Source organism: Vibrio sp. Vb0667 (genome assembly GCF_033391095.1).
Genome location: NZ_JAWPOL010000005.1, coordinates 53,073 through 75,810, shown reverse-complemented (window position 1 = coordinate 75,810; position 22,738 = coordinate 53,073). Strand labels below are relative to the sequence as shown.

The 22,738-nt window shown below is 45.0% G+C and carries 24 protein-coding genes; 17 read left to right on the top strand and 7 right to left on the bottom strand.

Going from position 1 to position 22,738, the window contains the following annotated elements:
• Positions 1-69: 69 nt before the first annotated feature.
• From R8269_RS08400 to R8269_RS08370, 7 genes are all read right to left on the bottom strand, one after another.
• Positions 70-222, bottom strand: a complete 153-nt coding sequence (locus R8269_RS08400; RefSeq protein ID WP_005378381.1) for a hypothetical protein — start codon at positions 220-222, stop codon at positions 70-72.
• Between the two features lie 225 nt (positions 223-447).
• Entirely contained in the window at positions 448-1,416 is a 969-nt protein-coding gene (locus R8269_RS08395) for an alpha-L-glutamate ligase-like protein (RefSeq protein WP_005378387.1), read from the bottom strand.
• Between the two features lie 3 nt (positions 1,417-1,419).
• Entirely contained in the window at positions 1,420-2,925 is a 1,506-nt protein-coding gene (locus R8269_RS08390) for an inactive transglutaminase family protein (protein ID WP_005378389.1), read from the bottom strand.
• Positions 2,926-2,936: 11 nt separating this feature from the next.
• Positions 2,937-3,683, bottom strand: coding sequence for an ATP-dependent zinc protease (locus tag R8269_RS08385; RefSeq protein ID WP_005378391.1), 747 nt, complete (start codon positions 3,681-3,683; stop codon positions 2,937-2,939).
• Between the two features lie 276 nt (positions 3,684-3,959).
• Positions 3,960-4,931: a tRNA 5-methoxyuridine(34)/uridine 5-oxyacetic acid(34) synthase CmoB gene (gene cmoB, locus R8269_RS08380; protein ID WP_054700774.1), complete on the bottom strand. Its 972-nt coding sequence runs from the start codon at positions 4,929-4,931 to the stop codon at positions 3,960-3,962.
• A gap of 81 nt (positions 4,932-5,012) precedes the next feature.
• Positions 5,013-5,750 (bottom strand): carboxy-S-adenosyl-L-methionine synthase CmoA, encoded by a 738-nt coding sequence (gene cmoA, locus R8269_RS08375; protein WP_017635063.1) that lies wholly within the window; start codon positions 5,748-5,750, stop codon positions 5,013-5,015.
• Positions 5,751-5,843: 93 nt separating this feature from the next.
• Entirely contained in the window at positions 5,844-6,710 is an 867-nt protein-coding gene (locus R8269_RS08370; protein ID WP_170897174.1) for a DUF72 domain-containing protein, read from the bottom strand.
• Positions 6,711-6,983: 273 nt separating this feature from the next.
• On the opposite strand from R8269_RS08370, the gene aspS reads away from it, so the two are divergent.
• The 17 genes from aspS (at position 6,984) to nadA (ending at position 22,664) form a co-directional block, all read left to right on the top strand.
• Positions 6,984-8,762 (top strand): aspartate--tRNA ligase, encoded by a 1,779-nt coding sequence (gene aspS / locus R8269_RS08365; protein WP_258476570.1) that lies wholly within the window; start codon positions 6,984-6,986, stop codon positions 8,760-8,762.
• Between the two features lie 144 nt (positions 8,763-8,906).
• Complete coding sequence (locus R8269_RS08360; RefSeq protein WP_258476569.1) at positions 8,907-9,653, top strand: YebC/PmpR family DNA-binding transcriptional regulator; 747 nt, start codon at positions 8,907-8,909, stop codon at positions 9,651-9,653.
• A gap of 92 nt (positions 9,654-9,745) precedes the next feature.
• Complete coding sequence (gene ruvC / locus R8269_RS08355) at positions 9,746-10,267, top strand: crossover junction endodeoxyribonuclease RuvC (RefSeq protein WP_005387909.1); 522 nt, start codon at positions 9,746-9,748, stop codon at positions 10,265-10,267.
• A 67-nt stretch (positions 10,268-10,334) separates the two neighbouring features.
• On the top strand, positions 10,335-10,946 hold the full coding sequence (gene ruvA, locus R8269_RS08350; protein ID WP_213885388.1) for a Holliday junction branch migration protein RuvA: 612 nt from the start codon (positions 10,335-10,337) through the stop codon (positions 10,944-10,946).
• 287 nt (positions 10,947-11,233) lie between these two features.
• Entirely contained in the window at positions 11,234-12,238 is a 1,005-nt protein-coding gene (ruvB, locus tag R8269_RS08345) for a Holliday junction branch migration DNA helicase RuvB (RefSeq protein WP_005378312.1), read from the top strand.
• Between the two features lie 461 nt (positions 12,239-12,699).
• Positions 12,700-14,286 carry a cytochrome ubiquinol oxidase subunit I gene (gene cydA / locus R8269_RS08340; protein ID WP_005378311.1) on the top strand — a complete coding sequence of 529 codons (1,587 nt, stop codon included), beginning with the start codon at positions 12,700-12,702 and terminating at the stop codon, positions 14,284-14,286.
• 17 nt (positions 14,287-14,303) lie between these two features.
• On the top strand, positions 14,304-15,440 hold the full coding sequence (cydB, locus tag R8269_RS08335; RefSeq protein WP_006742909.1) for a cytochrome d ubiquinol oxidase subunit II: 1,137 nt from the start codon (positions 14,304-14,306) through the stop codon (positions 15,438-15,440).
• A gap of 12 nt (positions 15,441-15,452) precedes the next feature.
• The gene (gene cydX, locus R8269_RS08330; protein ID WP_000270284.1) at positions 15,453-15,560 is read left to right on the top strand and encodes a cytochrome bd-I oxidase subunit CydX; all 108 of its coding nucleotides are present in this window, start codon (positions 15,453-15,455) and stop codon (positions 15,558-15,560) included.
• Complete coding sequence (ybgE, locus tag R8269_RS08325; protein ID WP_005378304.1) at positions 15,553-15,855, top strand: cyd operon protein YbgE; 303 nt, start codon at positions 15,553-15,555, stop codon at positions 15,853-15,855. The genes cydX and ybgE overlap by 8 nt, the downstream gene beginning before the upstream one ends.
• Before the next feature lie 172 nt (positions 15,856-16,027).
• Positions 16,028-16,447: a tol-pal system-associated acyl-CoA thioesterase gene (ybgC, locus tag R8269_RS08320; RefSeq protein ID WP_258476568.1), complete on the top strand. Its 420-nt coding sequence runs from the start codon at positions 16,028-16,030 to the stop codon at positions 16,445-16,447.
• Positions 16,437-17,135 carry a protein TolQ gene (gene tolQ, locus R8269_RS08315; protein ID WP_005378301.1) on the top strand — a complete coding sequence of 233 codons (699 nt, stop codon included), beginning with the start codon at positions 16,437-16,439 and terminating at the stop codon, positions 17,133-17,135. Before ybgC ends, tolQ begins: the two co-directional genes overlap by 11 nt.
• Positions 17,136-17,138: 3 nt before the next feature.
• Positions 17,139-17,582, top strand: a complete 444-nt coding sequence (locus tag R8269_RS08310) for an ExbD/TolR family protein (RefSeq protein ID WP_005378298.1) — start codon at positions 17,139-17,141, stop codon at positions 17,580-17,582.
• Between the two features lie 13 nt (positions 17,583-17,595).
• Positions 17,596-18,663, top strand: a complete 1,068-nt coding sequence (tolA, locus tag R8269_RS08305; protein ID WP_215810636.1) for a cell envelope integrity protein TolA — start codon at positions 17,596-17,598, stop codon at positions 18,661-18,663.
• Between the two features lie 12 nt (positions 18,664-18,675).
• Positions 18,676-20,028, top strand: coding sequence for a Tol-Pal system beta propeller repeat protein TolB (tolB, locus tag R8269_RS08300; protein WP_081048878.1), 1,353 nt, complete (start codon positions 18,676-18,678; stop codon positions 20,026-20,028).
• 30 nt (positions 20,029-20,058) lie between these two features.
• Positions 20,059-20,583, top strand: a complete 525-nt coding sequence (pal, locus tag R8269_RS08295) for a peptidoglycan-associated lipoprotein Pal (protein ID WP_005378293.1) — start codon at positions 20,059-20,061, stop codon at positions 20,581-20,583.
• A gap of 15 nt (positions 20,584-20,598) precedes the next feature.
• Positions 20,599-21,351, top strand: a complete 753-nt coding sequence (ybgF, locus tag R8269_RS08290; RefSeq protein ID WP_005378285.1) for a tol-pal system protein YbgF — start codon at positions 20,599-20,601, stop codon at positions 21,349-21,351.
• A 251-nt stretch (positions 21,352-21,602) separates the two neighbouring features.
• Complete coding sequence (gene nadA, locus R8269_RS08285; RefSeq protein WP_017635054.1) at positions 21,603-22,664, top strand: quinolinate synthase NadA; 1,062 nt, start codon at positions 21,603-21,605, stop codon at positions 22,662-22,664.
• The last annotated feature ends 74 nt before the right edge of the window (positions 22,665-22,738 follow it).

Sequence of the window (22,738 nt, the reverse complement as noted above, 5' to 3'; positions counted from 1 at the left end):
CATAAGATAAGCCGAGACTGTAGGACGGCAGTCTCGGCTTATTAACGGAACTTAATGAGGAAGCGACGTTTATTCCTCTGGAATATCGTCCCTGACTTCGATCATTTCAGCAAGCTCTTCAAGTGCTTGGACAGAAAGCTCAGACAAGCGTTGTAGGTGTTGGTCTAAGCTCTCTTGTTCTTCAAGCTCTGGTTCATCATTATTTGTTTCTTTTATTAGCATTTCCCAACCTCTCAAGTTGAGTAAGGGGAGCTCTCATCATACTCAAAAGGCAAAGTAGAAAAGAAACGATCTATGTTGATTTTGTTAGCTCGATCATTGATTCAACTTATATGAGAAGGATGTGTTTAATAAGGAGAGCAAGTGCAAGGTTTTTGGATGCGGGAACAAAAACGCCAGTAATCATGACAATTACTGGCGAGTAATAACGAACATTAGGTCGGAGGGTTAGAACAACGGCTTCACACCGAACTGCTCTGCTGCGTAAGCGACGCGTTCAATCGGTTTTGGATACTCAGCAGGTGTGCCAAGGCTCTCTATGTGTTTCAAACGAGGAAGCAAGCCTGCACCATTAGCGATTTGGATTGCCAGACCAGGGCGAGCGTTAAGCTCTAAAACCATAGGTCCTTCATCTTTATCCAGCACCATATCCGTACCCATGTATCCCAAACCTGTCATTTCCCAGGCACTTGACGCAAGCTCCAGCAAGCGCTCCCAATGCGGTACTTGAAGGGTCGAAAGGTCTTTACCTGTATCAGGGTGATGAGTCACTGGATGATCGAACTGCACCGCTCTGACGGCTTTACCTGTCGCGATGTCAATGCCTACTCCTACGGCACCTTGGTGAAGGTTTGCTTTGCCGTCGGAAGCCGCTGTAGAACAGCGCATCATCGCCATAACTGGATAACCTTTAAATACGATGATCCGAACATCTGGTACGCCTTCATAACTGAAGCCATCAAAACAGTCATCAAACTTGATTAAGTTTTCAACCACAGCAACGTCATTTTTACCACCAAGAGAGAAAAGGCCAGCAAGCGCATTACTAATGTGACGCTCGACCTCATCCCTACCAATTGTAGAGCCGGAGGGTTTGGTATATACCCCGTTTTTGTGAGACGTAACAACCAGAATGCCTTTACCGCCACTACCTTGTGCAGGTTTGATTACAAAACCAGGCCAGTTCTCAACCATTTTGTGGATAGTCTTAACTTCAGCTTGGTTATGAATGACACCGATCAGGGCAGGAACTGTTGCTCCTGCTGCCTGTGCAATAATTTTGGTCTTTAGCTTGTCATCGACAAGTGGGTATTTAGAACGATCATTGTAACGGCCAATATAGCTGTGGTTACGCTTGTTCATCCCCATAATGCCTTTATGGCGAAGCTTAGACGGCGAAGTAAAACTTTCGAACATCGTTTAGTCCTCCGCTAGTGGTTTGAAGCGTCGTAGCTCAGTGAGGCGGTAACCTGTGTAAGTACCTAGTAATAGAATACCGGCCAGAACAATCAACTGTAGACCAATGAAGTTAAAGGTTAAGTGTTGAATGTATGAGTTCGTCATTGCAAGGTAAACTAATACCGCTGTCAGCAATGAACCACCACCTTGCAGAGCAACTTCCTTCGCACCTTCTTCTTCCCATAGGATTGACATACGTTCAATCGTCCAAGACAAGATTATCATAGGGAAGAAGGTAATTGTTAGGCCTTCCGTTAAGCCCATCTTAAACGCAACAACGGTGAACACCGAGATGATCATGATAACGGTAATAATGACCGCAGATATCCTTGCTACCAGCAATAAGTTCAACCTAGACAAATAGCTTCGAATAATCAGGCCTGTACCTACAATTAGCAAGAAACCGACAATACCCGTTAATAGTTGAGTTTGAACAAAAGCAACGGCAATCAACACAGGCATGAAGGTACCGGATGTTTTCAGGCCGATAATCACACGCAAGAACACAACGATCAGAGCACCAATAGGGATGAGCATGATGGTTTTGAACATCGCTTGCTCTTCCAAAGGTAAGCTATGAATTGAAATATTCAGTAATCCATCTGCTTCTATTTTGTTGTTTGTAGCTTGTTGTGGTGTCATTTCTTGCTTAATCATCGAGAAATGCACTTGGCTATTTTTACCACCAACAAGGTCAAGTAAGGATACGTTTGATTCATCCCACACTAACAAGTTGGGTTTCACTGCTTTTTGTTCGGATTTTGGCGAAAACAGTACCCAATCTTTACCTGACCAAACCTGAACCATTGGTTGAATTGTTTGGCGTCGACGACCATCTTCTAGTTCGATAACACCGACGGTTTTGCTTTGTATACCTGCGGTAAGCAAAATATTATGCAGTGCATCAGTACGGCTGAAATCGTTCAGTAGTAGCGACGAGTTTTGGCTATCTGGGTCATTAAGCGCTTTGATAAGCTCACGAGTAAACGTCACATTATCGGCTGAGCGACTCATCGCACGTTCGATAAGGGCATTTGCCGCTGCTGCTTGTGGTGCTGATAGCGTTGGTGGCGTAATGTCTTCCGTTGGCGGTAAAGGAGTGACTTTAGCCTGAGGGTCTACTAAGAACTGGGCTTTGTAGTATATGGTTTGTGGCCCTTGAGCTTGGCGAATTGACCATTCTGCACGACGGCCTGAATCGTCATTGATGTAGGAAACGCCATAACCTGATGAGGAAGCAGATTCACCTATAAGTGTGTAACCACTTTGCGTATGAGGTGCTGCAAGTGACGCTTTTACTTCGTTGCCGTTAGCATTGAACTCAATACGAGCTTCTACATCCCACACCTGGCGAGTTTCGCCTGGCGTCCAAGGCACGCCGTAGTTTTCATGTCTGAAAACACTCAGAGCAATGCCCGCAATCACCAATAAGATGATAGAAAGGTAAAACGGTATTTTTGACGTCATAATCTACCTTATTATTTTTTATCTTCGTCCGTTTGGATATAGGTACGACTTACATCGACAAGTGCTATGTCGCGCATAAATTCTCTACCCAGTAAAATAGGATGGTTCATATGTGAGCGATCTGCCAACGTAAATTGCGCTTTTTCATGAATTTTTCCAACGCGCACCCAAAGTTCTACCACAGCGCGGCGTTCTAACTCTTCACTGGTAACCTGGCGGATTTTGACGTAGCGAATGACAGGAGCTTCGATCCAAGTACTTTTCTCTTCTTCGGATTTACTGGTGTCTGCTAAGTGGAATCGGACCCATTTTTTACCATTTCTTTCGAACTCTTCAATATCAACGGCATTTAAAGACGACGTCGCGGCACCAGTGTCGATACGTGCATCAAAAGTTTGCTTAATCGACTCTACAGTGACCTTTTCGATAGAGCCAAGGACAATATCGTGAGTTGGGGTTGGTTCCACAGGAGCGGGAGATTGGACAATAATCGGCTCTTTCGGTTTTTTTACTTCTGCCATTGCTTCATCGCGAAATGTAAGAAGTTCAACCTGTAGTTTATCGACTTGTTCTTCAAGGCTGTCGATATAGTCCGATTGGTTGCTGAGCTGTAGCTCTAGGTTGGTAATGCGATTATTGACATTCGCTTCTGAATTTTGAATCGCCGCTAACGTTTCTTGGTGGTACTGTTCGCCTTTGGTTAGTGAGCATCCAGATAGTAAGGCGATGGCAACAATCGGGGTCAATCGTAATAACATTGAAAACCTTGGGATTGGATTAAGTTGTTTATTTTTTAGGAGTTTAGCTTATATCGATAAAGCCTCACAAGTAAGAATGTTTCTCTATTACTTATTGTTTGAGGAATAGTGATGAAAAGCCAAAAATCAAGGACATAAAAGCGCATCCTTATTTAGAGCGTGCTTATATTTTGACGTGAAAAATGGATTCAAAAATCAAACTCGCTCATTACGAGGAAAGAGGGTAATGTCTTAACTCGTAAAATGAGTTAAGACAATGTCAGGAATCTCAGCGAATTATGATTTGCGAGCGACAAGAACCGCGCGGCGAGGGGCAGGGTAGCCTTCTACAGTCTTGCTTGGGTCGTTCGGATCTAAGTAGTCAGGTAGAGAGTTATGCGTCATCCAATCTGTGGTACGTTGTTCATCTACGGATGTGATGTTTTCATCAACGATACGAACATCTTCAAAACCGACCAATTCTAGCCACACTTTTAGGGCTTTTGCTGAAGGGAAGAAATAGACATTACGCATTTGCGCGTAACGAGAAGTCGGGACCAGTACTGCATTCTCATCACCTTCAATCACGAGTGTTTCCAATACGAGTTCACCTCCAGATACCAATTGATCTTTTAGTTGCACTAAATGATCGAGAGGCGAGCGGCGATGGTAAAGCACGCCCATGCTGAATACTGTATCGAACGCTTCCAACTTAGGTAGTTGTTCAATGCCCAATGGCAGTAGGTGTGCACGTTGGTCATCGCCCATTAGTTTACGAATTGCTTCGAACTGAATTAGAAACAGGTGAGATGGATCGATACCGACAGTTAAGCGTGCACCTTCGCCTAGCATGCGCCACATGTGGTAGCCGTTACCACAACCTACATCGAGTACGCTGCGATTCTTTAATGGAGAAATATGTGGAAGCACGCGGTCCCATTTCCAATCACTGCGCCACTCAGTATCAATATGGATGCCGTGTACGTGGTATGGGCCTTTGCGCCAAGGATGGAATGTACGAAGTAAGCTTTCTAGCTTTTTAAGTTCCCCTTGAGGCATCGGCTCATTGTTTGAAATCGTGACAGAATCAACAATGTCGATGCTGTCCGGTCTACCCGCTGGGATTTTGTTCAGGGCTTTCAACCAGCGACCAAAGTCACCGTGCTCTGCATTTTGCCAATCCGTTAGCTGTTGTGGAAGCACATTAAGCCAAGGTTGAAGACGGGTGTCTTGGGCAATCAATTGGTAGAAATTTGCAAAGTTAAACATAGTTAGTTAATCGCTGAGTTGATGGGTATAAATTATTAACAAAAGCCGAAATCGGTATGGTTCAGGCTTTGTATGCATGGTCTATTTAATCGCGAACATGGAGCCGAAGTTAAAGCATTGGAACCAAACATCGTAGCTAGAAAAGCCAATTTTAGCGAAACGCTCTTTATGTTCTTTCTTTGAATCTGGGCGCATTACGTTTTCTATCGCGCTGCGCTTTTGGCTGATTTCTAGTTCGCTATAACCATTCGCACGTTTAAAGTCGTGGTGAAGGTCAATTAACAGTTCGTTCGACACTTCATCTTCGAAGACGAACTTCTCCGATAGAATCAAAATGCCGCCTGGACGCAGGCCTGCGTAAATTTTCTCGAGCAAGGAGTAACGATCTTCTGGAGAGAGGAATTGCAAAGTGAAGTTCAACACCACCACTGACGCGTTTTCAATTTCGATATTGCGAATGTCTGCTTCTACTACATCCACAGGAGTGTCACTGCGGTAAGCGTTGACGTGAAGTTTACAACGCTCAACCATCGCAGGAGAGTTGTCCACTGCGATGATTTGGCAACCTTCTTGTTTGATATGGCGACGCATAGACAATGTTGCAGCACCCAAAGAACAGCCAAGGTCATAGATGTTTGAGTGAGGTTTTACAAAACGCTCTGCCAGCATACCGATTGCAGAAATGATATTGCTGTAACCCGGTACCGATCGTTGAATCATGTCAGGAAATACTTCCGCTACGCGTTCATCGAACGTGAAATCCCCAATTTTATCGATTGGAGCCGAAAAAATAGTATCTGGATTGCTCTTAGGGTTCATAACTAAGTCTCTGCATACAAGCCGCCTGAAAATGTCAGGCACCAAAAAAGGCGCGTATTTTATGGGAATTTCGCGCCTCTGTCATGTGTTGCGTTAGAACATCTGTAACTGCGAGTTGCCATCGTCAGCTGGGAAAGGTGATAACTCAGGGAGTGTGATAAGCTTTTGTATGTCTTTATATAGGTTTGCGGCCAACTCTGGCGCAATTATATTGTCTGCGGTATGGATCATGACATATGGCTGTTTACCTTCGGCAATCCATTGTGGCAACTTGTTGAGCCATGGTTTAAAAAACTCGTAATTTTGCTGTTCTTCTGGATGACCAATAAAGCGAATCAAAGGGTGTGAAGCGGTAGCAATGGCGTGAACAGGGACTCGTGGTTTTTTCATTTGTGCATCAATAATCGCCTCATTGTCGGGCTTAGCGGCAAAGACTGGGCGGCTATCCATAATAATGCGGTCAATATTATTCTCTACTAACCATTGGTTAAGTGCTCGCTCTTCTTCGCCTTTGGAGAAAAATGCCATATGGCGAACCTCAACACCGAGAGGGAAGTTAGGTGGAAAGTTCGCACAGAATTTTTTCAGCCGATCAAGGTGCTCAGGACCAAATGCGGCTGGTAATTGAATTGTCCATTGGCCCACACGGTCATGCAAAGGCTCCATGACTTTCATGAAGTCTCTCAGTTGTTCGCTGCAACCTCTTAGCATTTGCTCATGAGTGATGGCTTTAGGAAGTTTGAAAGTAAAGCGAAAATCATCGTGGGTTGCGGCTCTCCAGTTTTGCACTGTATTGAGCGTCGGTGTGGCATAAAATGTCGTGTTGCCTTCCACGGTATGAAACACTTGCGCATACCTTTCTAAACGTTCAGCGGGCTTTGTCCCGCTGCCGTAAAAACTTTGTTGCCATTGATTGTGCGACCACATCGTCAATCCAAGTCGAAGAGGTAAGTTATCCATTATTCTTTACTGCTTGCTACTCGTGTGAATACTTTACGAGAGTTTTGCTGAAATAGGTAATTTCACGCTATAATCCTCCCCAATTTTTTCGCTTTGGTGCGCTTTTGAACATTTGTTGTACTAAAAAGCACCAGTGAATGATAAAACACACGTAATTGTATGTTGAGTAGTCGATTTTCGTGGACATTCAGCGTATAACTGAATCTTTACTCTGCTTAGCAATGAGGCTGACAGAGCGTAGTTAACAACATTTGAGAGATTGGGAATTTCATTATGCGTACCCATTACTGTGGTCACCTGAACAAGTCCCTTGCAGGACAAACTGTAGAACTTTGCGGCTGGGTTAACCGTCGTCGTGATTTAGGCGGTCTTATTTTTATTGATATGCGAGATCGCGAAGGTATCGTTCAGGTAGTTGTTGATCCAGATATGGCGGATGCGTATGAAGTGGCGAACACACTTCGTAATGAATTCTGTATCAAACTAACGGGTGAAGTGCGCGTTCGCCCAGAGAGCCAAGCAAACAAAGACATGGCAACAGGTGAAGTTGAGATCCTTGCGAAAGGTCTTGAAATCATCAACCGTTCTGATGTTCTGCCTCTAGACTTCAACCAAAAGAACTCTGAAGAGCAGCGTCTGAAGTACCGTTACCTAGATCTACGTCGTCCAGAAATGAGCGACCGCATCAAGCTACGAGCTAAAGCGTCTAGCTTTGTTCGTCGTTTCCTAGATGACAACGGTTTCCTAGACATCGAAACACCAGTCCTAACAAAAGCGACTCCAGAAGGCGCTCGTGACTACCTAGTACCTAGCCGTGTTCACAAAGGCAGCTTCTACGCGCTTCCTCAGTCTCCACAGCTATTCAAACAACTTCTAATGATGTCTGGTTTTGACCGTTACTACCAAATCGTTAAGTGTTTCCGTGATGAAGACTTGCGTGCTGACCGTCAACCAGAATTCACTCAGATCGATATCGAAACGTCATTCATGACGGCTGACCAAGTTCGTGCAACGACTGAGAAAATGGTTCGTGAAATGTGGCAAGAGCTACTAAACGTTGACCTAGGTGAATTCCCAGTAATGCCGTTCAGCGAAGCGATTCGTCGTTTCGGTTCTGACAAGCCAGACCTACGTAACCCACTGGAACTAGTAGACGTTGCTGACCTAGTGAAAGACGTTGAGTTCAAAGTATTCTCAGGTCCAGCAAACGATGAAAAAGGCCGCGTTGCCGTTATTCGCGTTCCAGGTGGCGCTTCTCTGACTCGTAAGCAAATTGATGGCTACGGTGAATTCGTTGGCATCTACGGTGCGAAAGGTCTAGCTTGGATGAAGGTTAATGACCGTGCAGCGGGCATGGAAGGTATCCAATCTCCAGTCGCTAAGTTCCTAAATGAAGACGTGATCAACGGCATTCTAGATCGTACTCAAGCGGAATCTGGTGACATTATCCTATTTGGCGCTGATAAAGCGGGTATCGTTGCAGAAGCAATGGGTGCGCTACGTTTGAAACTAGGTAAAGACCTAGAGCTAACGGATGAGTCTTCATGGGCTCCACTATGGGTTGTTGACTTCCCAATGTTCGAAGAAGATGACGAAGGCAACCTACACGCGATGCACCACCCATTCACATCGCCTCTAGGTGTGACTGCAGAAGAGCTAAAAGCAAACCCTGCTGCGGCAAATTCTAACGCTTACGATATGGTTCTAAATGGCTACGAAGTGGGCGGCGGCTCTGTTCGTATCCACAACGCAGATATGCAAGAAGCCGTATTTGATATTCTAGGTATCACACCTGAAGAGCAACAGCTTAAGTTCGGCTTCCTGCTTGATGCGCTGAAATTCGGTACGCCTCCACATGCTGGTCTTGCATTTGGTCTAGACCGTCTAGTAATGCTGCTATGTGGCACAGAGAACATCCGTGATGTTATCGCGTTCCCTAAAACAACAGCAGCGGCGTGTCTACTAACAGACGCACCAAGTATTGCGAACCCAGCAGCGCTAGAAGAGCTAGCAATCGCAGTAACTGCAGCGAAAGAAAAAGACGCAGAATAAGCGCACAACATTTGAAGAAAACTCCCGCAACTGCGGGAGTTTTTGTTTAAATAAACCCAAGAAACTTCCAAAGCAATTTCCCAAGCAACGCTTTTTAGAACATGTTTTTGTTATTAAGCGTCAAAATACATTAAAAGGTGAATTATGGCTGGTCATAGTAAATGGGCGAATATTCGTCACCGTAAAGCAGCGCAAGATGCGAAGCGCGGCAAAATCTTTACTAAATTAATTCGTGAAATCGTTGTTGCGGCAAAAGAGGGGGGCGGTGAGCCAGAAAATAACCCACGTTTGCGAGCAGCAATTGATAAAGCACTGTCTAACAACATGACACGTGACACTGTCAACCGCGCTGTCAGCCGAGGTGCTGGTGGTGAAGGCGACGACAACATGGAAACCGTGATCTATGAAGGTTATGGTCCAGGTGGTACGGCGGTCATGGTCGAATGTATGACGGATAACCGAAATCGTACGGTATCTGGCGTGCGCCATGAATTCTCAAAGTCAGGCGGTAATCTGGGGACGGATGGTAGCGTCAACTATCTTTTCGACAAGAAAGGCGTGATTTCATATGGCCCAGGTTTAGATGAGGATGCGGTAATGGAAGTAGCATTAGAAAGTGGTGCTGATGACATTGAAACGGCAGAAGATGGCTCGATTGATGTCTACACGGCCCCAGGCGATTTTGGACTCGTAAAAGATGCTCTTGATGCCGCAGGGTTTGAGGCAGAGAACGCGGAGGTGTCGCTGATCCCATCTACGAAAGCAGATTTGGACGCGGATACTGCGCCAAAACTACTTCGTTTGATTGACGCTTTGGAAGATCTGGACGACGTTCAAGAGGTTTATCACAATGGTGATATCTCTGACGACGTTGCGGCTACGCTAGATTAAACTCAAGGTGTCGGGAGCGGTATTTGCTCCGAAGTTAGCAAGTAATAATAAAAAGACTGAGGCCGAATTAGGCCTCATTTTTAGGAACATTCATGTCAATTATTTTGGGCATTGACCCAGGTTCGCGCATTACCGGCTATGGGGTCATTCGTCAAAATGGACGCCACTTGCAATACCTTGGTAGTGGCTGCATTCGTACTTCAGAAAAAGAACTTCCGGGTCGGCTTAAACAGATTTATGCAGGCGTCACGGAAATCATTACCCAGTTTCAACCGGACGTTTTCGCGATCGAGCAAGTGTTTATGGCCAAAAACGCGGATTCAGCGCTAAAACTTGGCCAAGCTCGTGGCAGTGCAATTGTTGCTGCGGTGAATGCGGAGTTGCCGGTATTTGAATACGCGGCTCGTCTTATTAAGCAAGCTGTCGTAGGCACTGGTGGCGCGGACAAAGCGCAAGTTCAGCATATGGTTCAGCAGATGCTTAAATTGCCCGCCAAGCCTCAAGCGGATGCGGCCGATGCTTTAGGTGTGGCGATTTGTCATGCCAATACTAACAAGACTCTCGTTGCCTTAGCGGGCAAAGCAACCAGTGCCAGAAAAGGGCGCTATCGATAAAATTAACTGGATGTCTATCCAGTTCTTTATTATCCTGTCGCAAATTCATTTCCAAAGAGTATTTATAGTGATTGGACGTCTTCGTGGCATACTGATTGAAAAGCAACCACCTGAAGTATTAATTGAAGTTAATGGCATTGGCTATGAAGTCCAGATGCCAATGAGCTGTTTTTACGAACTGCCAAATGTTGGCGAAGAAGCCATTATTTATACTCACTTTGTTGTCCGTGAAGATGCGCAATTGCTATATGGTTTCAACACGGTAAAAGAACGAGCACTTTTCCGTGAAGTGATCAAAGCCAATGGCGTTGGTCCTAAACTCGGTCTTGGTATTCTCTCTGGTATGACAGCAACGCAATTTGTTACTTGTGTGGAACATGAAGACGTTTCTACGCTGGTTAAGCTTCCAGGCGTTGGCAAGAAAACCGCAGAGCGATTGGTTGTTGAAATGAAAGACCGCTTGAAAGGGTGGGGCGCAGGCGATCTATTTACACCATTTACGGATGCTGCTCCTGCGGATTCTAGTGTGACATCCAACAACGCGGAAGAAGAGGCAATCAGTGCGCTTCTAGCTCTAGGTTACAAGCCGACTCAAGCGTCGAAAGTGGTATCTCAGATCGCTAAACCGGACATGAGCAGTGAGCAAATGATCCGTGAAGCTCTAAAATCAATGGTGTAACGCTGGTTGCACAGTGAACATTTGTTCAAGATAACTCATTCTCTAAGGTTAATGCCAATCGCTTAACGATGTTTTTTTGTGTCATTTCAGCGAGCCTGGCGAGACTGGGAATCTAATAGCAGCACGCTGAGCGGTTAATGAAACAATTTGACCATAAATCGCTCGGATAGAAGATCCTGTATCACGCTCCTTCGTCGCTGTACAGGATGACGAGATATAGAAATATGCCACTTGCTGTTAAACGAGCGGCATTATTCTCTCAGGTAACCATTTTTCAAGGTAAAAAGATGATTGAAGCCGATCGTTTAATCGCGCCAGAAAACCCTGCCTTTCGTGATGAAGATGTCATTGATCGTGCTATTCGGCCAAAAAAATTAGCGGATTACCAAGGTCAGGACCATGTCCGTGACCAAATGGAGATCTTCATTAAAGCTGCTCAGTTACGTAGCGAAGCACTTGATCACCTTTTGATTTTTGGTCCCCCAGGTTTGGGTAAAACCACACTTGCGAATATCGTTGCCAATGAAATGGAAGTGAACATTCGCACTACTTCAGGCCCTGTACTTGAGAAAGCAGGCGATTTGGCCGCGCTGTTAACCAACCTTGAAGAAAACGATGTGTTGTTCATCGATGAGATTCACCGCTTGAGTCCGATGGTTGAAGAGGTGCTGTATCCGGCGATGGAAGATTATCAACTGGATATTATGATCGGTGAAGGTCCGGCCGCTCGTTCTATTAAGATCGATTTACCACCGTTTACGTTAATTGGTGCGACGACCCGAGCGGGCTCTTTGACGTCACCATTGCGCGACCGCTTTGGTATTACTCAGCGCCTTGAGTTTTATAAGATAAAAGACCTCCAAGATATCGTGCAGCGAAGCGCGGATTGTTTAGGTTTATCAATGGAACCTGAAGGTGCATTGGAAGTGGCAAGACGTGCGCGTGGCACACCACGTATTGCTAACCGTTTGCTACGCCGTGTTCGTGATTATGCGGAAGTAAAAGGCAATGGTCACATTTGTGCCGATGTTGCTGATAAGGCGTTGAATATGCTTGATGTGGACGCCGAAGGCTTCGATTACATGGACCGTAAGCTACTACTCGCGATTATGGAAAAATTTGGTGGTGGTCCGGTCGGGCTCGACAACATGGCAGCGGCGATAGGTGAAGAAAAGGACACTATTGAAGACGTTCTTGAGCCTTATCTTATTCAGCAAGGTTATTTACAACGCACTCCGCGTGGAAGAATCGCGACAGATCGTGCGTATTTGCATTTCGGAATTGAAAAATAAGATTCCCTCGCTGGGCCTTTGTTGCCCAGCGCTTCATTAAAGTTGACCAAACTCACATTTTTTGAATTTTTTCTCATACTGGTTTAGTAAGTAAAAAGCATTGATTGTTAACTCGATGTTTGCTTGCAACTGGTTAATTTCTCTCCTGATTACTCTCTCTTAACATCCGTATCCAATACTGGTTGATCTAGATCAATGTGATGGATTTTTGTGCAAATTCCGCGCATAAACATTGATGTATATCAAAGCGCGTTACGGCTATAAACCTTTTGAAACAATCTGTTTTTACAAGTAATATTAGCCCCAGCTATATTAGCTGATGCTTAACAGTTAACTAACCAATGAAGCACATTTTTGCAACAATGAGTTGTGATAATTCAACATTTTTCAAGTGTAAATAACACCTGAATATGGATTGCAATATGTAGAGAGTGTCATTCAGCCGACACATAGGAGTTACCATGATTGACGTAGTTGATCTATCGCGGTTGCAGTTTGCACTGACAGCGATGTATCACTTCCTATTCGTACCATTGACCCTTGGTATGGCCTTCCTTCTGGCCATTATGGAATCGATGTACGTAATGACGAACAAGCAAATCTATAAGGACATGACCAAGTTCTGGGGTAAGCTATTCGGTATTAACTTTGCACTTGGTGTGGCGACAGGCCTTACCATGGAGTTCCAGTTTGGTACGAACTGGTCTTACTACTCCCACTATGTAGGTGATATCTTCGGTGCACCGCTAGCGATCGAAGCACTTGTCGCATTCTTCCTGGAGTCAACTTTTGTTGGTCTATTCTTCTTCGGGTGGGATCGTCTATCTAAACGCCAACACTTAGCGGTTACCTGGCTTGTTGCACTAGGCTCTAACTTCTCTGCTCTTTGGATTCTTATCGCAAACGGCTGGATGCAAAACCCAGTAGGCGCAGATTTCAACTTCGAAACCATGCGAATGGAAATGGTGAGCTTCTCTGAGGTTGTACTAAACCCAGTTGCTCAGGTTAAGTTCGTGCATACGGTTGCTTCTGGTTACACTTGTGGCGCAATGTTTATTCTAGGCATCAGTTCATACTACCTATTAAAAGGTCGTGACATTGCGTTTGCTCGTCGTTCGTTTGCTATTGCTGCTTCTTTCGGTATTGCAGCTATCTTATCTACCATCGTTCTTGGTGACGAATCTGGCTACGAGCTTGGTGAAGTTCAAAAAGTGAAACTCGCTGCAATTGAAGCAGAGTGGCACACTGAACCTGCACCTGCCGCATTTACGTTATTTGGTGTTCCTAACCAGGAAACGATGCATACCGATTACGCAATTAAGATCCCTTACGTAATGGGTATTATCGCGACACGTTCTTTTGATGAGCAAGTAACAGGTCTTCGTGATTTACGTGATGAACACGTCGATCGTATTCGTGACGGCATGTACGCTTATGAACTTCTAGAGAAGCTTCGTGCGGGCGATAAGTCAGAAGAAAACATGACTGCGTTTGATGAAGTGAAAGGTGACCTAGGTTACGGTCTACTTCTAAAACGCTACACAGACAATGTTGTTGATGCAACAGAAGAGCAAATCCAAGCTGCTGCGGACGACTCAATCCCAACAGTATGGCCGCTATTCTGGTCATTCCGTATCATGGTTGCTTGTGGCTTCATCATGTTGTTTGTCTTTGGTGCGGCGTTTATCCAAACGTGTCGTCAGAAGATTGAGCAGAAACAATGGATTCTAAAAGCTGCACTATTTAGCATTCCACTACCTTGGATTGCAATTGAAGCGGGTTGGTTCGTCGCTGAGTACGGCCGTCAACCTTGGGCTGTAGGTGAAATTTTACCAGTGCATGTTGCAGCTTCTGCACTAACTGCAGGTGAAATCTGGACTTCACTCTTCGCAATTCTGGCGCTATACACGGTATTCCTGATTGCAGAAGTTTACCTAATGTTGAAATTCGCTCGTAAAGGTCCAAGTAGCCTGAAAACGGGTCGCTACCACTTCGAGCAAAATGCTGACTCTGTTGAAGACAAAGTTAGTCGCCAAGTAGAAGCGTAAGGTAAGGAGATAACAAGATGTTTGATTACGAAATCTTGCGACTCATCTGGTGGGTACTAATCGGTGTTCTACTAGTTGGTTTTGCAGTAACAGACGGCTTCGATATGGGTGTAGGCGCGCTTGTACCTATCATCGGTAAAAACGACACGCAACGCCGTGTCATGATTAACTCAATTGCTCCTCACTGGGATGGTAACCAAGTTTGGCTTATCACTGCTGGTGGTGCACTGTTCGCAGCTTGGCCTTTGGTTTACGCAACGTCATTTTCAGGCTTCTACTTAGCGATGATTTTGACACTAGCAGCGCTATGGCTTCGTCCTCTGGGCCTAGACTACCGCTCTAAAATCGAAGATCCAAAATGGCGCAATACCTGGGATATCTGTATCTCAATCAGTGGTTTTGTTCCGCCAATCATCTTTGGTGTAGCGTTTGGCAACCTTCTACAAGGTGTACCATTCCAATTGAGTGAGTTCTTGATGCCAACATACCATGGCTCATTCTTTGGTCTACTAAACCCATTTGCACTGTTGTGTGGTTTAGTAAGCTTGTTCATGATTTTGATGCAAGGTTCTACTTGGCTACAAATGAAAACAACAGGCGAAGTGCATGTGCGTGCGCGCAACGTTGCTCAGTTGGCTGGTTTACTGACGGTTGCTGCGTTTGTAGCGGCTGGTTTCTGGATCCAAAATATCGATGGCTACGTCATTGTTGGCGGTATCGACACTAACGCTGCTTCTAACCCTCTAAACAAAGAGGTTATCCGTGAAGCTGGTGCGTGGATGAAGAACTTTGAAAACTACCCACTACTATGGGCTGCTCCTGTATTAGGTGTTGCAATGCCGCTTCTCGCTGTATTGGCATCTCGTCTTGAAAAATGTGCGATTTCGTTCATTACTTCAAGCTTGGGTGTTGCTGGTGTTATCTTTACTGCAGGTTTTGCGATGTTCCCATTCATCATGCCTTCAGACTTAATGCCAAGCCACAGCTTAACAATGTGGGATGCAACGTCATCTGAGCTGACTCTGAACCTAATGACAGGCGTTGCGTTTGTTATGGTGCCAATCATCCTTGGTTACACATCTTGGACTTACTACAAGATGTTTGGTCGCCTTGATGACCAGTACATTGAAGACAACAAAAACTCACTTTACTAAGGAGCATTTACTATGTGGTATTTCGCATGGATTCTAGGTGTACTACTTGCTTGTGCATTCGGTATCATCAACGCTCTTTGGCTAGAGCACTCAGAAATGATGGATAAAGACAGTGAGTAACCTCGCTGATAAGGTAGCGAAACTTCACGCACCAATGGATAAGACTCTGCTACGAGTCTTATCTCTCATCCTTGGCTTTATGCACGTAGGATTGGTGATGTGGGACCCTGAAGCTTACCATCAAGCAATTGGTGGTTTTAACTCAATCATCGCACCAGCACTGATTTGGTCTGTATGTTCAAGCATGGTGTATGGGGTGGGCTTCAAGCCAAGAAACTGGTACTGGCAAGTTTTGTTTAGTCCTTATTTCTCGTTAGCTATCTTAATTTATCTAACGGCACTTTATTTCATTTAGGCAGAAATATGCTGTAATAAAGTCGGTTACTAAATCATCGAATAAAAGCTAGGTATCTCGCCTAGCTTTTATTTTTTCTACAAATTTCAAAAATATTTCCTTAGCTCGGTACCAATTGCTGTCGCTTCAGTTATAGTAATTACTTTAAAGAATTGAATATATTGGTACTCCCTTGCAAGACACATCAAATCTCTTTCACTGGCCGATCACCGTGTACTATGAAGACACTGATGCGGGCGGTGTTGTATATCATTCTAATTATCTAAAATTCTTTGAGCGCGCACGGACAGAGATGTTACGTGCTAAAGGCATTTCTCAACATGTGTTACTGGAACAAAATATCGGCTTTGTTGTCCGACACATGGATATCGATTTCAACCAAGGGGCTAGGCTGGACGAGCATCTGACAGTCGTAACCCGAGTGTCAGAAATAAAACGTGCTTCTCTGCAATTCTGTCAAGAGTTGGTCAATGATCAAGGCAAGATATTGTGCAAGGCCTCGGTTAAGGTAGCATGTATCGATAATAAGAAAATGAAACCAATAGCTATTCCAACCTTTATAAATTCGGAGCTAACAAATAGTGACTGCTGATATTTCCATTTTAGATCTCTTTCTTCAGGCCAGTCTGTTGGTAAAGCTTGTGATGCTGACGTTGCTTGGCATGTCAATTGTGTCATGGGCAATGATCATCAAGCGCAGCAAAGTGCTTTCTCAAGCATCAAAAAATGCAGAGCAGTTTGAAGACAAATTTTGGTCGGGTACTGATCTTTCTCAGCTTTACCAAAAAGTAAAAGCGCGTAAAGACGAAATTGAAGGCACAGAAGAAATCTTCTACGCAGGTTTTACAGAGTTTGCTCGCCTACGTAAGAGCAACGCAAATTCACCAGCTTACATCATGGAAGGCACTGGCCGCGCAATGCGCGTTGCTGTTTCTCGTGAAGTAGATGAGCTAGAAACAAGCTTACCGTTTTTGGCAACAGTCGGTTCTATAAGCCCTTATATCGGCCTATTTGGTACCGTTTGGGGCATCATGCACGCCTTTATTGCGCTGGGTGAAGTAAAGCAAGCTACGCTGTCTATGGTTGCACCGGGTATCGCCGAGGCACTTATCGCGACAGCGATGGGGCTATTTGCGGCTATTCCGGCAGTAATGGCGTACAACCGCCTAAGCAATAAAGTGAGTAAACTAGAGCACACTTACGCAACATTTTCTGAAGAATTCCACAGCATCCTTCATCGTCAAGCGATGGCTGGCCGAGACAGCGCGGATAAGGAATAAAGCATGGCGGGTTATCAACCTAAAAAGCGAAAAATGACAGCGGAGATCAACGTTGTTCCGTATATCGACGTAATGCTCGTACTGTTGATCATTTTTATGGCGACCGCTCCATTTGTGACTCAAGGCGTCGACGTTGATCTTCCGAAAACATCGACCGCAGAATCTATGCAAGACCTTGCTGGCGAGACTGACAGTAGCTTTATTATCATCGAAATTGATAGCGAGGGTAATTTAGGCCTAAGCGTAAATGATGAAGAAGTTCAGCGAGGTTTGTCGTTGCAAGATGTTATTGTGCGAGTGAAAGCGGAGCGAGAGGTTAAGCCGGATTCACCAGTTGCGGTAGGTGGCGACGCGGCAACACCATATGCCGATGTTGTTCTATTGCTGGATGAACTAAGTCGAGCTGGTATCCCTAAGGTAGGTCTAATGACCGATATCAGGGAATAGACATCAATTATCTATGAAAGATCACAAGAAGAAACCCAACCAATACGCCAAACCGATAGCAATATCGGTTGGTTTGCATGCAATTCTAGTTGCAGCCCTGCTTTGGGGGACGGACTTCAACATGTCTAAACCAGAGCCTACAGGACAAATGGTTCAAGCTGTTGTCATCGATCCAAAACTTGTGCAGCAACAAGCGAAAGAAATTCGCCAGCAACGCGAAAAGGCAGCGAAAAAAGAACAAGAGCGTCTTGATAAACTGAGACGCGAAGCAGAGCAGCTAGAAAAAAACCGCAAAGCTGAAGAAGAGCAAATTCGCAAGTTGAAAGAGCAGCAAGCGAAAGATGCTCAAGCGGCACGAGAAGCAGAAGCTGCACGTAAGAAAAAAGAGCAAGAGCGCAAGCAGGAAGAAGAACGTGTTCGCAAAGAAAAAGAGCGAGCTGCTAAGCTAGAAAAAGAGCGCAAGGAAAAAGAAGAAGCCGTGCGTAAAGCTGAGCAGGAGCGTTTAGCAAAAGAGGCGGCTATAGCAAAAGCTGAGCAAGAACGTTTAGCTCGTGAAAAAGCAGCAAAAGAAGCGGAAGAAAAAGCACGTCGTGAGCGTGAAGCTGCTAAAAAAGCTGAACAAGAGCGCATCGCAAAAGAGAAAGCGGCAAAAGAGGCGGCGGAGCGAGAGCGTAAAGCGAGAGAAGCAGCTGAGCGTGCCGAGCGTGAGCGTAAAGCTCAAGAAGCCGCGTTAGATGATATTTTTGCGGGTCTCGAGGATGAGGTCAGTAAAAACAGTGCTGCGCGCAATCAATTTATTGACGACGAACTTTCTCGTATGTCATCCATCTATACTCAAAATATTCAGCAAAAGCTGATTAAGGATGACTACTTGCTGGGAAAGGAGTGTAGGGTAAACATCAAATTGATTCCGACAGGAACTGATATGATGGTCTCTGGTGTTACCGTTTTGAGTGGCGATACTCGAGTATGTGCTGCGGCAAAGCGAGCAATAGCTCAGGTAGGGACGTTCCCTAAATCTTCAGAATCAGCGGTCAATGAAAGACTAAAAGACATCAACATAACTGTTGCTTTGGACTAAAAGGAATAAGACGTGATTAGACGCCTTTTACTAGGAATGTTTGTACTGCTTAGCAGTATGACAAATGTGGCGAATGCCGCATTAGAGTTGGTCATTACCGATGGTATTGATTCAGCACGACCAATTGCTGTTGTTCCGTTTAAGTGGGAGGGCACACAAGCGCTTCCAACGGATGTTTCTGCTGTTATCGCCTCGGATTTACAACGTAGTGGTAAATTCAGCCCAGTTCCAACGAGCAAAATGCCACAAACACCGTTCAGTGAATCAGAAGTTAATTTTGATGCTTGGACCAATTTAGGTGTGGATGCGCTATTGACTGGTTCAATCAAGCAAAACGACCAAGGTGACTACGTTATCAACTATCAACTTGTTGATATTGTGCGTGGTCAGTTAACAGGTGGGAAGAGTAAGGCGCTTGGTAGTGACGGTGAATTAGTCCTGTCAAAAGATCATGTGCTGTTCAATAAAGTAGCCACTGTTCAAGGGCCTCGTATGCGTGAGTACGCTCACCGTATCTCTGATTTGGTGTATGAGCAGTTAACTGGCGACCGTGGCGCTTTCATGACTCGTATCGCATATGTGGTAGTGAACGATAAAGACCGTTTCCCTTACCAACTTCGAGTCGCTGATTACGATGGCTACAATGAGCGTCTGGTTTTACGCTCTAAGCAACCATTAATGTCACCAGCGTGGTCACCCGATGGTAAAAAGCTTGCATATGTTAGCTTCCAAAATGGCCAAGCAGAAATCTTCATCATGAACATCTACACCGGTGAACGTGAGAAAATTACTTCATACCCACGTCACAATGGTGCGCCAAGATTTTCGCCAGATGGCAATAAGTTAGCGATTGTTCTTTCTAAAACAGGCTCGCTTCATGTTTATACGTTTGACCTTAACACTCGTAAGCTGACGCAAATTACGCGTGGCAGATCAAATAATACGGAACCGTTCTGGCATCCGGATGGAAAATCGTTGATTTTCACATCGGATAGGGGTGGTAAACCACAGATTTATCAAGTAAATTTGGGCAGCGGTTCTATTGACCGTTTGACTTGGCAAGGCAGCCAAAATTTGGGTGGTCAGATTACTCCTGATGGGCGATTCCTAGTTATGGTGAACCGCAGCAACGCAGGATTTAATTTGGCGAAACAAGATTTGGAAACTGGTGCTCTTCAAGTCTTAACTAAGACCTTGCTTGATGAGTCTCCTAGTATTGCCCCAAATGGTGGCATGGTTGTGTATAGCTCGATTTACAACAAGAAAAACGTACTATCGATGGTGTCAATTGATGGTCGATTCAAAGCTAGATTACCGGCAACAAATGGGCGTGTTCGAGCGCCTGCATGGTCACCGTTTTTGTAGTAATAAGTTTGATTAATAAAGGAAAATAAGATGCAACTGAACAAGGTTCTAAAAGGGCTACTAATCGCGCTTCCTGTAATGGCTGTTACAGCGTGTAGTTCAAGCGACGACGCTGCTTCTAACACTGGTGCAGCAACAAACAACAATGGCGCAGTGGAAACAACAGTAGCAACGCCAATTGATCAAAGCGGTCAGTTGACAGAGCAAGAGCTAAAAGAGCAAGCGCTACGTGAAACTCAAACAATCTACTTTGCTTTTGACAACTCAACAATTGCAGCAGATTACGAAGAGATGCTAGCGGCTCACGCTTCTTACCTAAGCAAGAACCCAGCACTTAACGTAACTATCGAAGGTCACGCTGATGAGCGCGGTACACCTGAGTACAACATTGCTCTAGGTGAGCGTCGTGCACAAGCAGTAGCGAACTACCTACAAGCACTAGGTGTTCAAGCTGACCAAATCTCAATCGTTAGCTACGGTGAAGAGAAGCCACTTCTTCTAGGTCAATCAGATGAAGTTTACGCTAAGAACCGTCGCGCGGTTCTAGTATACTAATTCGAGGTAATCCTCATGTTCAGTAACACTAAGCGCGCTGTTGCGCTTACGTTACTGGCAAGTGCAGCGAACTTTGCGTTCGCTGCACCAGCTCCAGTATCTGATCTCAACAGCACATCATCCGTCTCTAAGAGCCGTTCATCTGAAACGGAAGTAGAGCGTCTAGAACGTTTGCTCCAAAACCGCAATCGCGTTCAGCTCCAAATGCAACAGCAAATTGACCAAATGTCGCAAGAGATCAGTGAATTGCGTGGTCAATTAGAGCGAAATAGCTACGAAATGAAACAAATGTTGCAACGTCAACGTGAGTTGTTTGTCGAGCTGGATCGTGTTCGTGGAGAGATAAAATCCACACCTGCACAAGAAGCACAACCTGTGAAAACAGGTGGCCAGTACACTCCAAATGTTGATGAGCAAACGGCATATCAGAATGCAGTTGACCTCATTCTCAAAAAGCGTGATTACACTGGTGCAATTGCAGCGTTCCAGCAGTTCCAGAAAGATTATCCTGATTCTACATATTCAGCGAATTCTCACTACTGGTTAGGTCAGTTGTACTTCGCTAAAAAGCAGGATGAGGATGCAGTGAAAAGTTTTGCCGCTGTGGTGTCTTATAAAGACTCTAATAAGCGAGCCGATGCGTTGCTTAAGTTAGGCGAAATCGCTGAGCGTAATAACAATGCAGCTCAAGCGAAAAAGTACTACCAACAAGTGGTTGATGAATACCCAGGTAGTGCATCTGCAAAACTTGCCAGCTCTAAGCTGTAAGACGTTATGTTTTAAAAAGGAAGCTTCGGCTTCCTTTTTCTTTTCCATTTTCTGTTGGTGCAGAACGGCTAAGTCGATAGCAATGATGCAGAGCCTCTGACCTTGTGTTGCACCGAATTTCGCTACTCGGAAATGCTACCTGTAACAAAGATATACGGCTAGACCGCTAGAAATCCCCGCGACAAGTTGGTTTTTGAAAATTAACGAGGTTACAATACTCGGATTAAAGGAAGTTGCGTAGAGCAAGAGCAATGAGCCATATATTAGATAAAATCGACACTGTTTACCCATTCCCACCGAAACCAGTTCCATTAAGCGAAGAAGAAAAAGCATCTTACATTGAGCGTATTAAAAAGTTACTCAAAGAAAAAGATGCGGTACTTATCGCGCACTACTATACCGACCCTGAGATTCAAGCCCTAGCTGAAGACACTGGCGGGTTTGTTGGTGACTCGTTGGAAATGGCGAAGTTTGGTAATCGTCACCCTGCAAGTACATTGATTATTGGTGGTGTTCGCTTTATGGGCGAGTCGGCCAAAATTCTGACACCAGAAAAGCGCATTCTAATGCCAACGTTGGAAGCGGAATGTTCGCTCGACCTTGGCTGTCCTGCGGATAAGTTCAGCGAGTTTTGTGATGCTCACCCTGATCATACGGTTGTAGTTTACGCAAACACCTCAGCAGCGGTTAAAGCCCGTGCCGACTGGGTCGTTACATCGAGTATTGCGCTTGAAATCGTGGAACACTTAGACGCTGAAGATAAGCCAATTATTTGGGGACCAGACCGTCACCTAGGATCGTACATCGCTAACAAAACTGGCGCAGATATGCTGCTTTGGCAGGGTGAGTGTGTGGTTCATGATGAGTTCTCTGCTGATGCGTTACGAAAAATGAAGAGCGTGTATCCAGATGCGGCTATTTTGGTTCACCCTGAGTCACCAGCAAGCGTCGTAGAACTTGCCGATGCCGTTGGATCAACGAGTCAGCTGATCAAAGCAGCGAAAGAGCTTCCTCACAAACAAATGATCGTTGCGACAGACAAAGGTATTTTCTTTAAAATGCAGCAACTAGTGCCAGAAAAAGAACTTATCGAAGCACCAACCGCAGGTGCAGGCGCAACATGCCGCAGCTGTGCACACTGTCCTTGGATGGCAATGAACGGTTTGAAAGCAATTGAGAAAGCGCTTAGTGAAGGTGGTAAAGAGCACGAGATTTTTGTTGACGAAGAACTGCGTGTTAAATCCCTTATACCACTTAACCGCATGCTAGATTTTGCTGAGCAGCTAAATATGCAAGTGAAAGGTAATGCTTAAAAAGTAGGCGTAACTGAAAGTAAATCTCAAAAACCAGTCGAATATGGCTGGTTTTTTTGTGTCTTACTATCAAT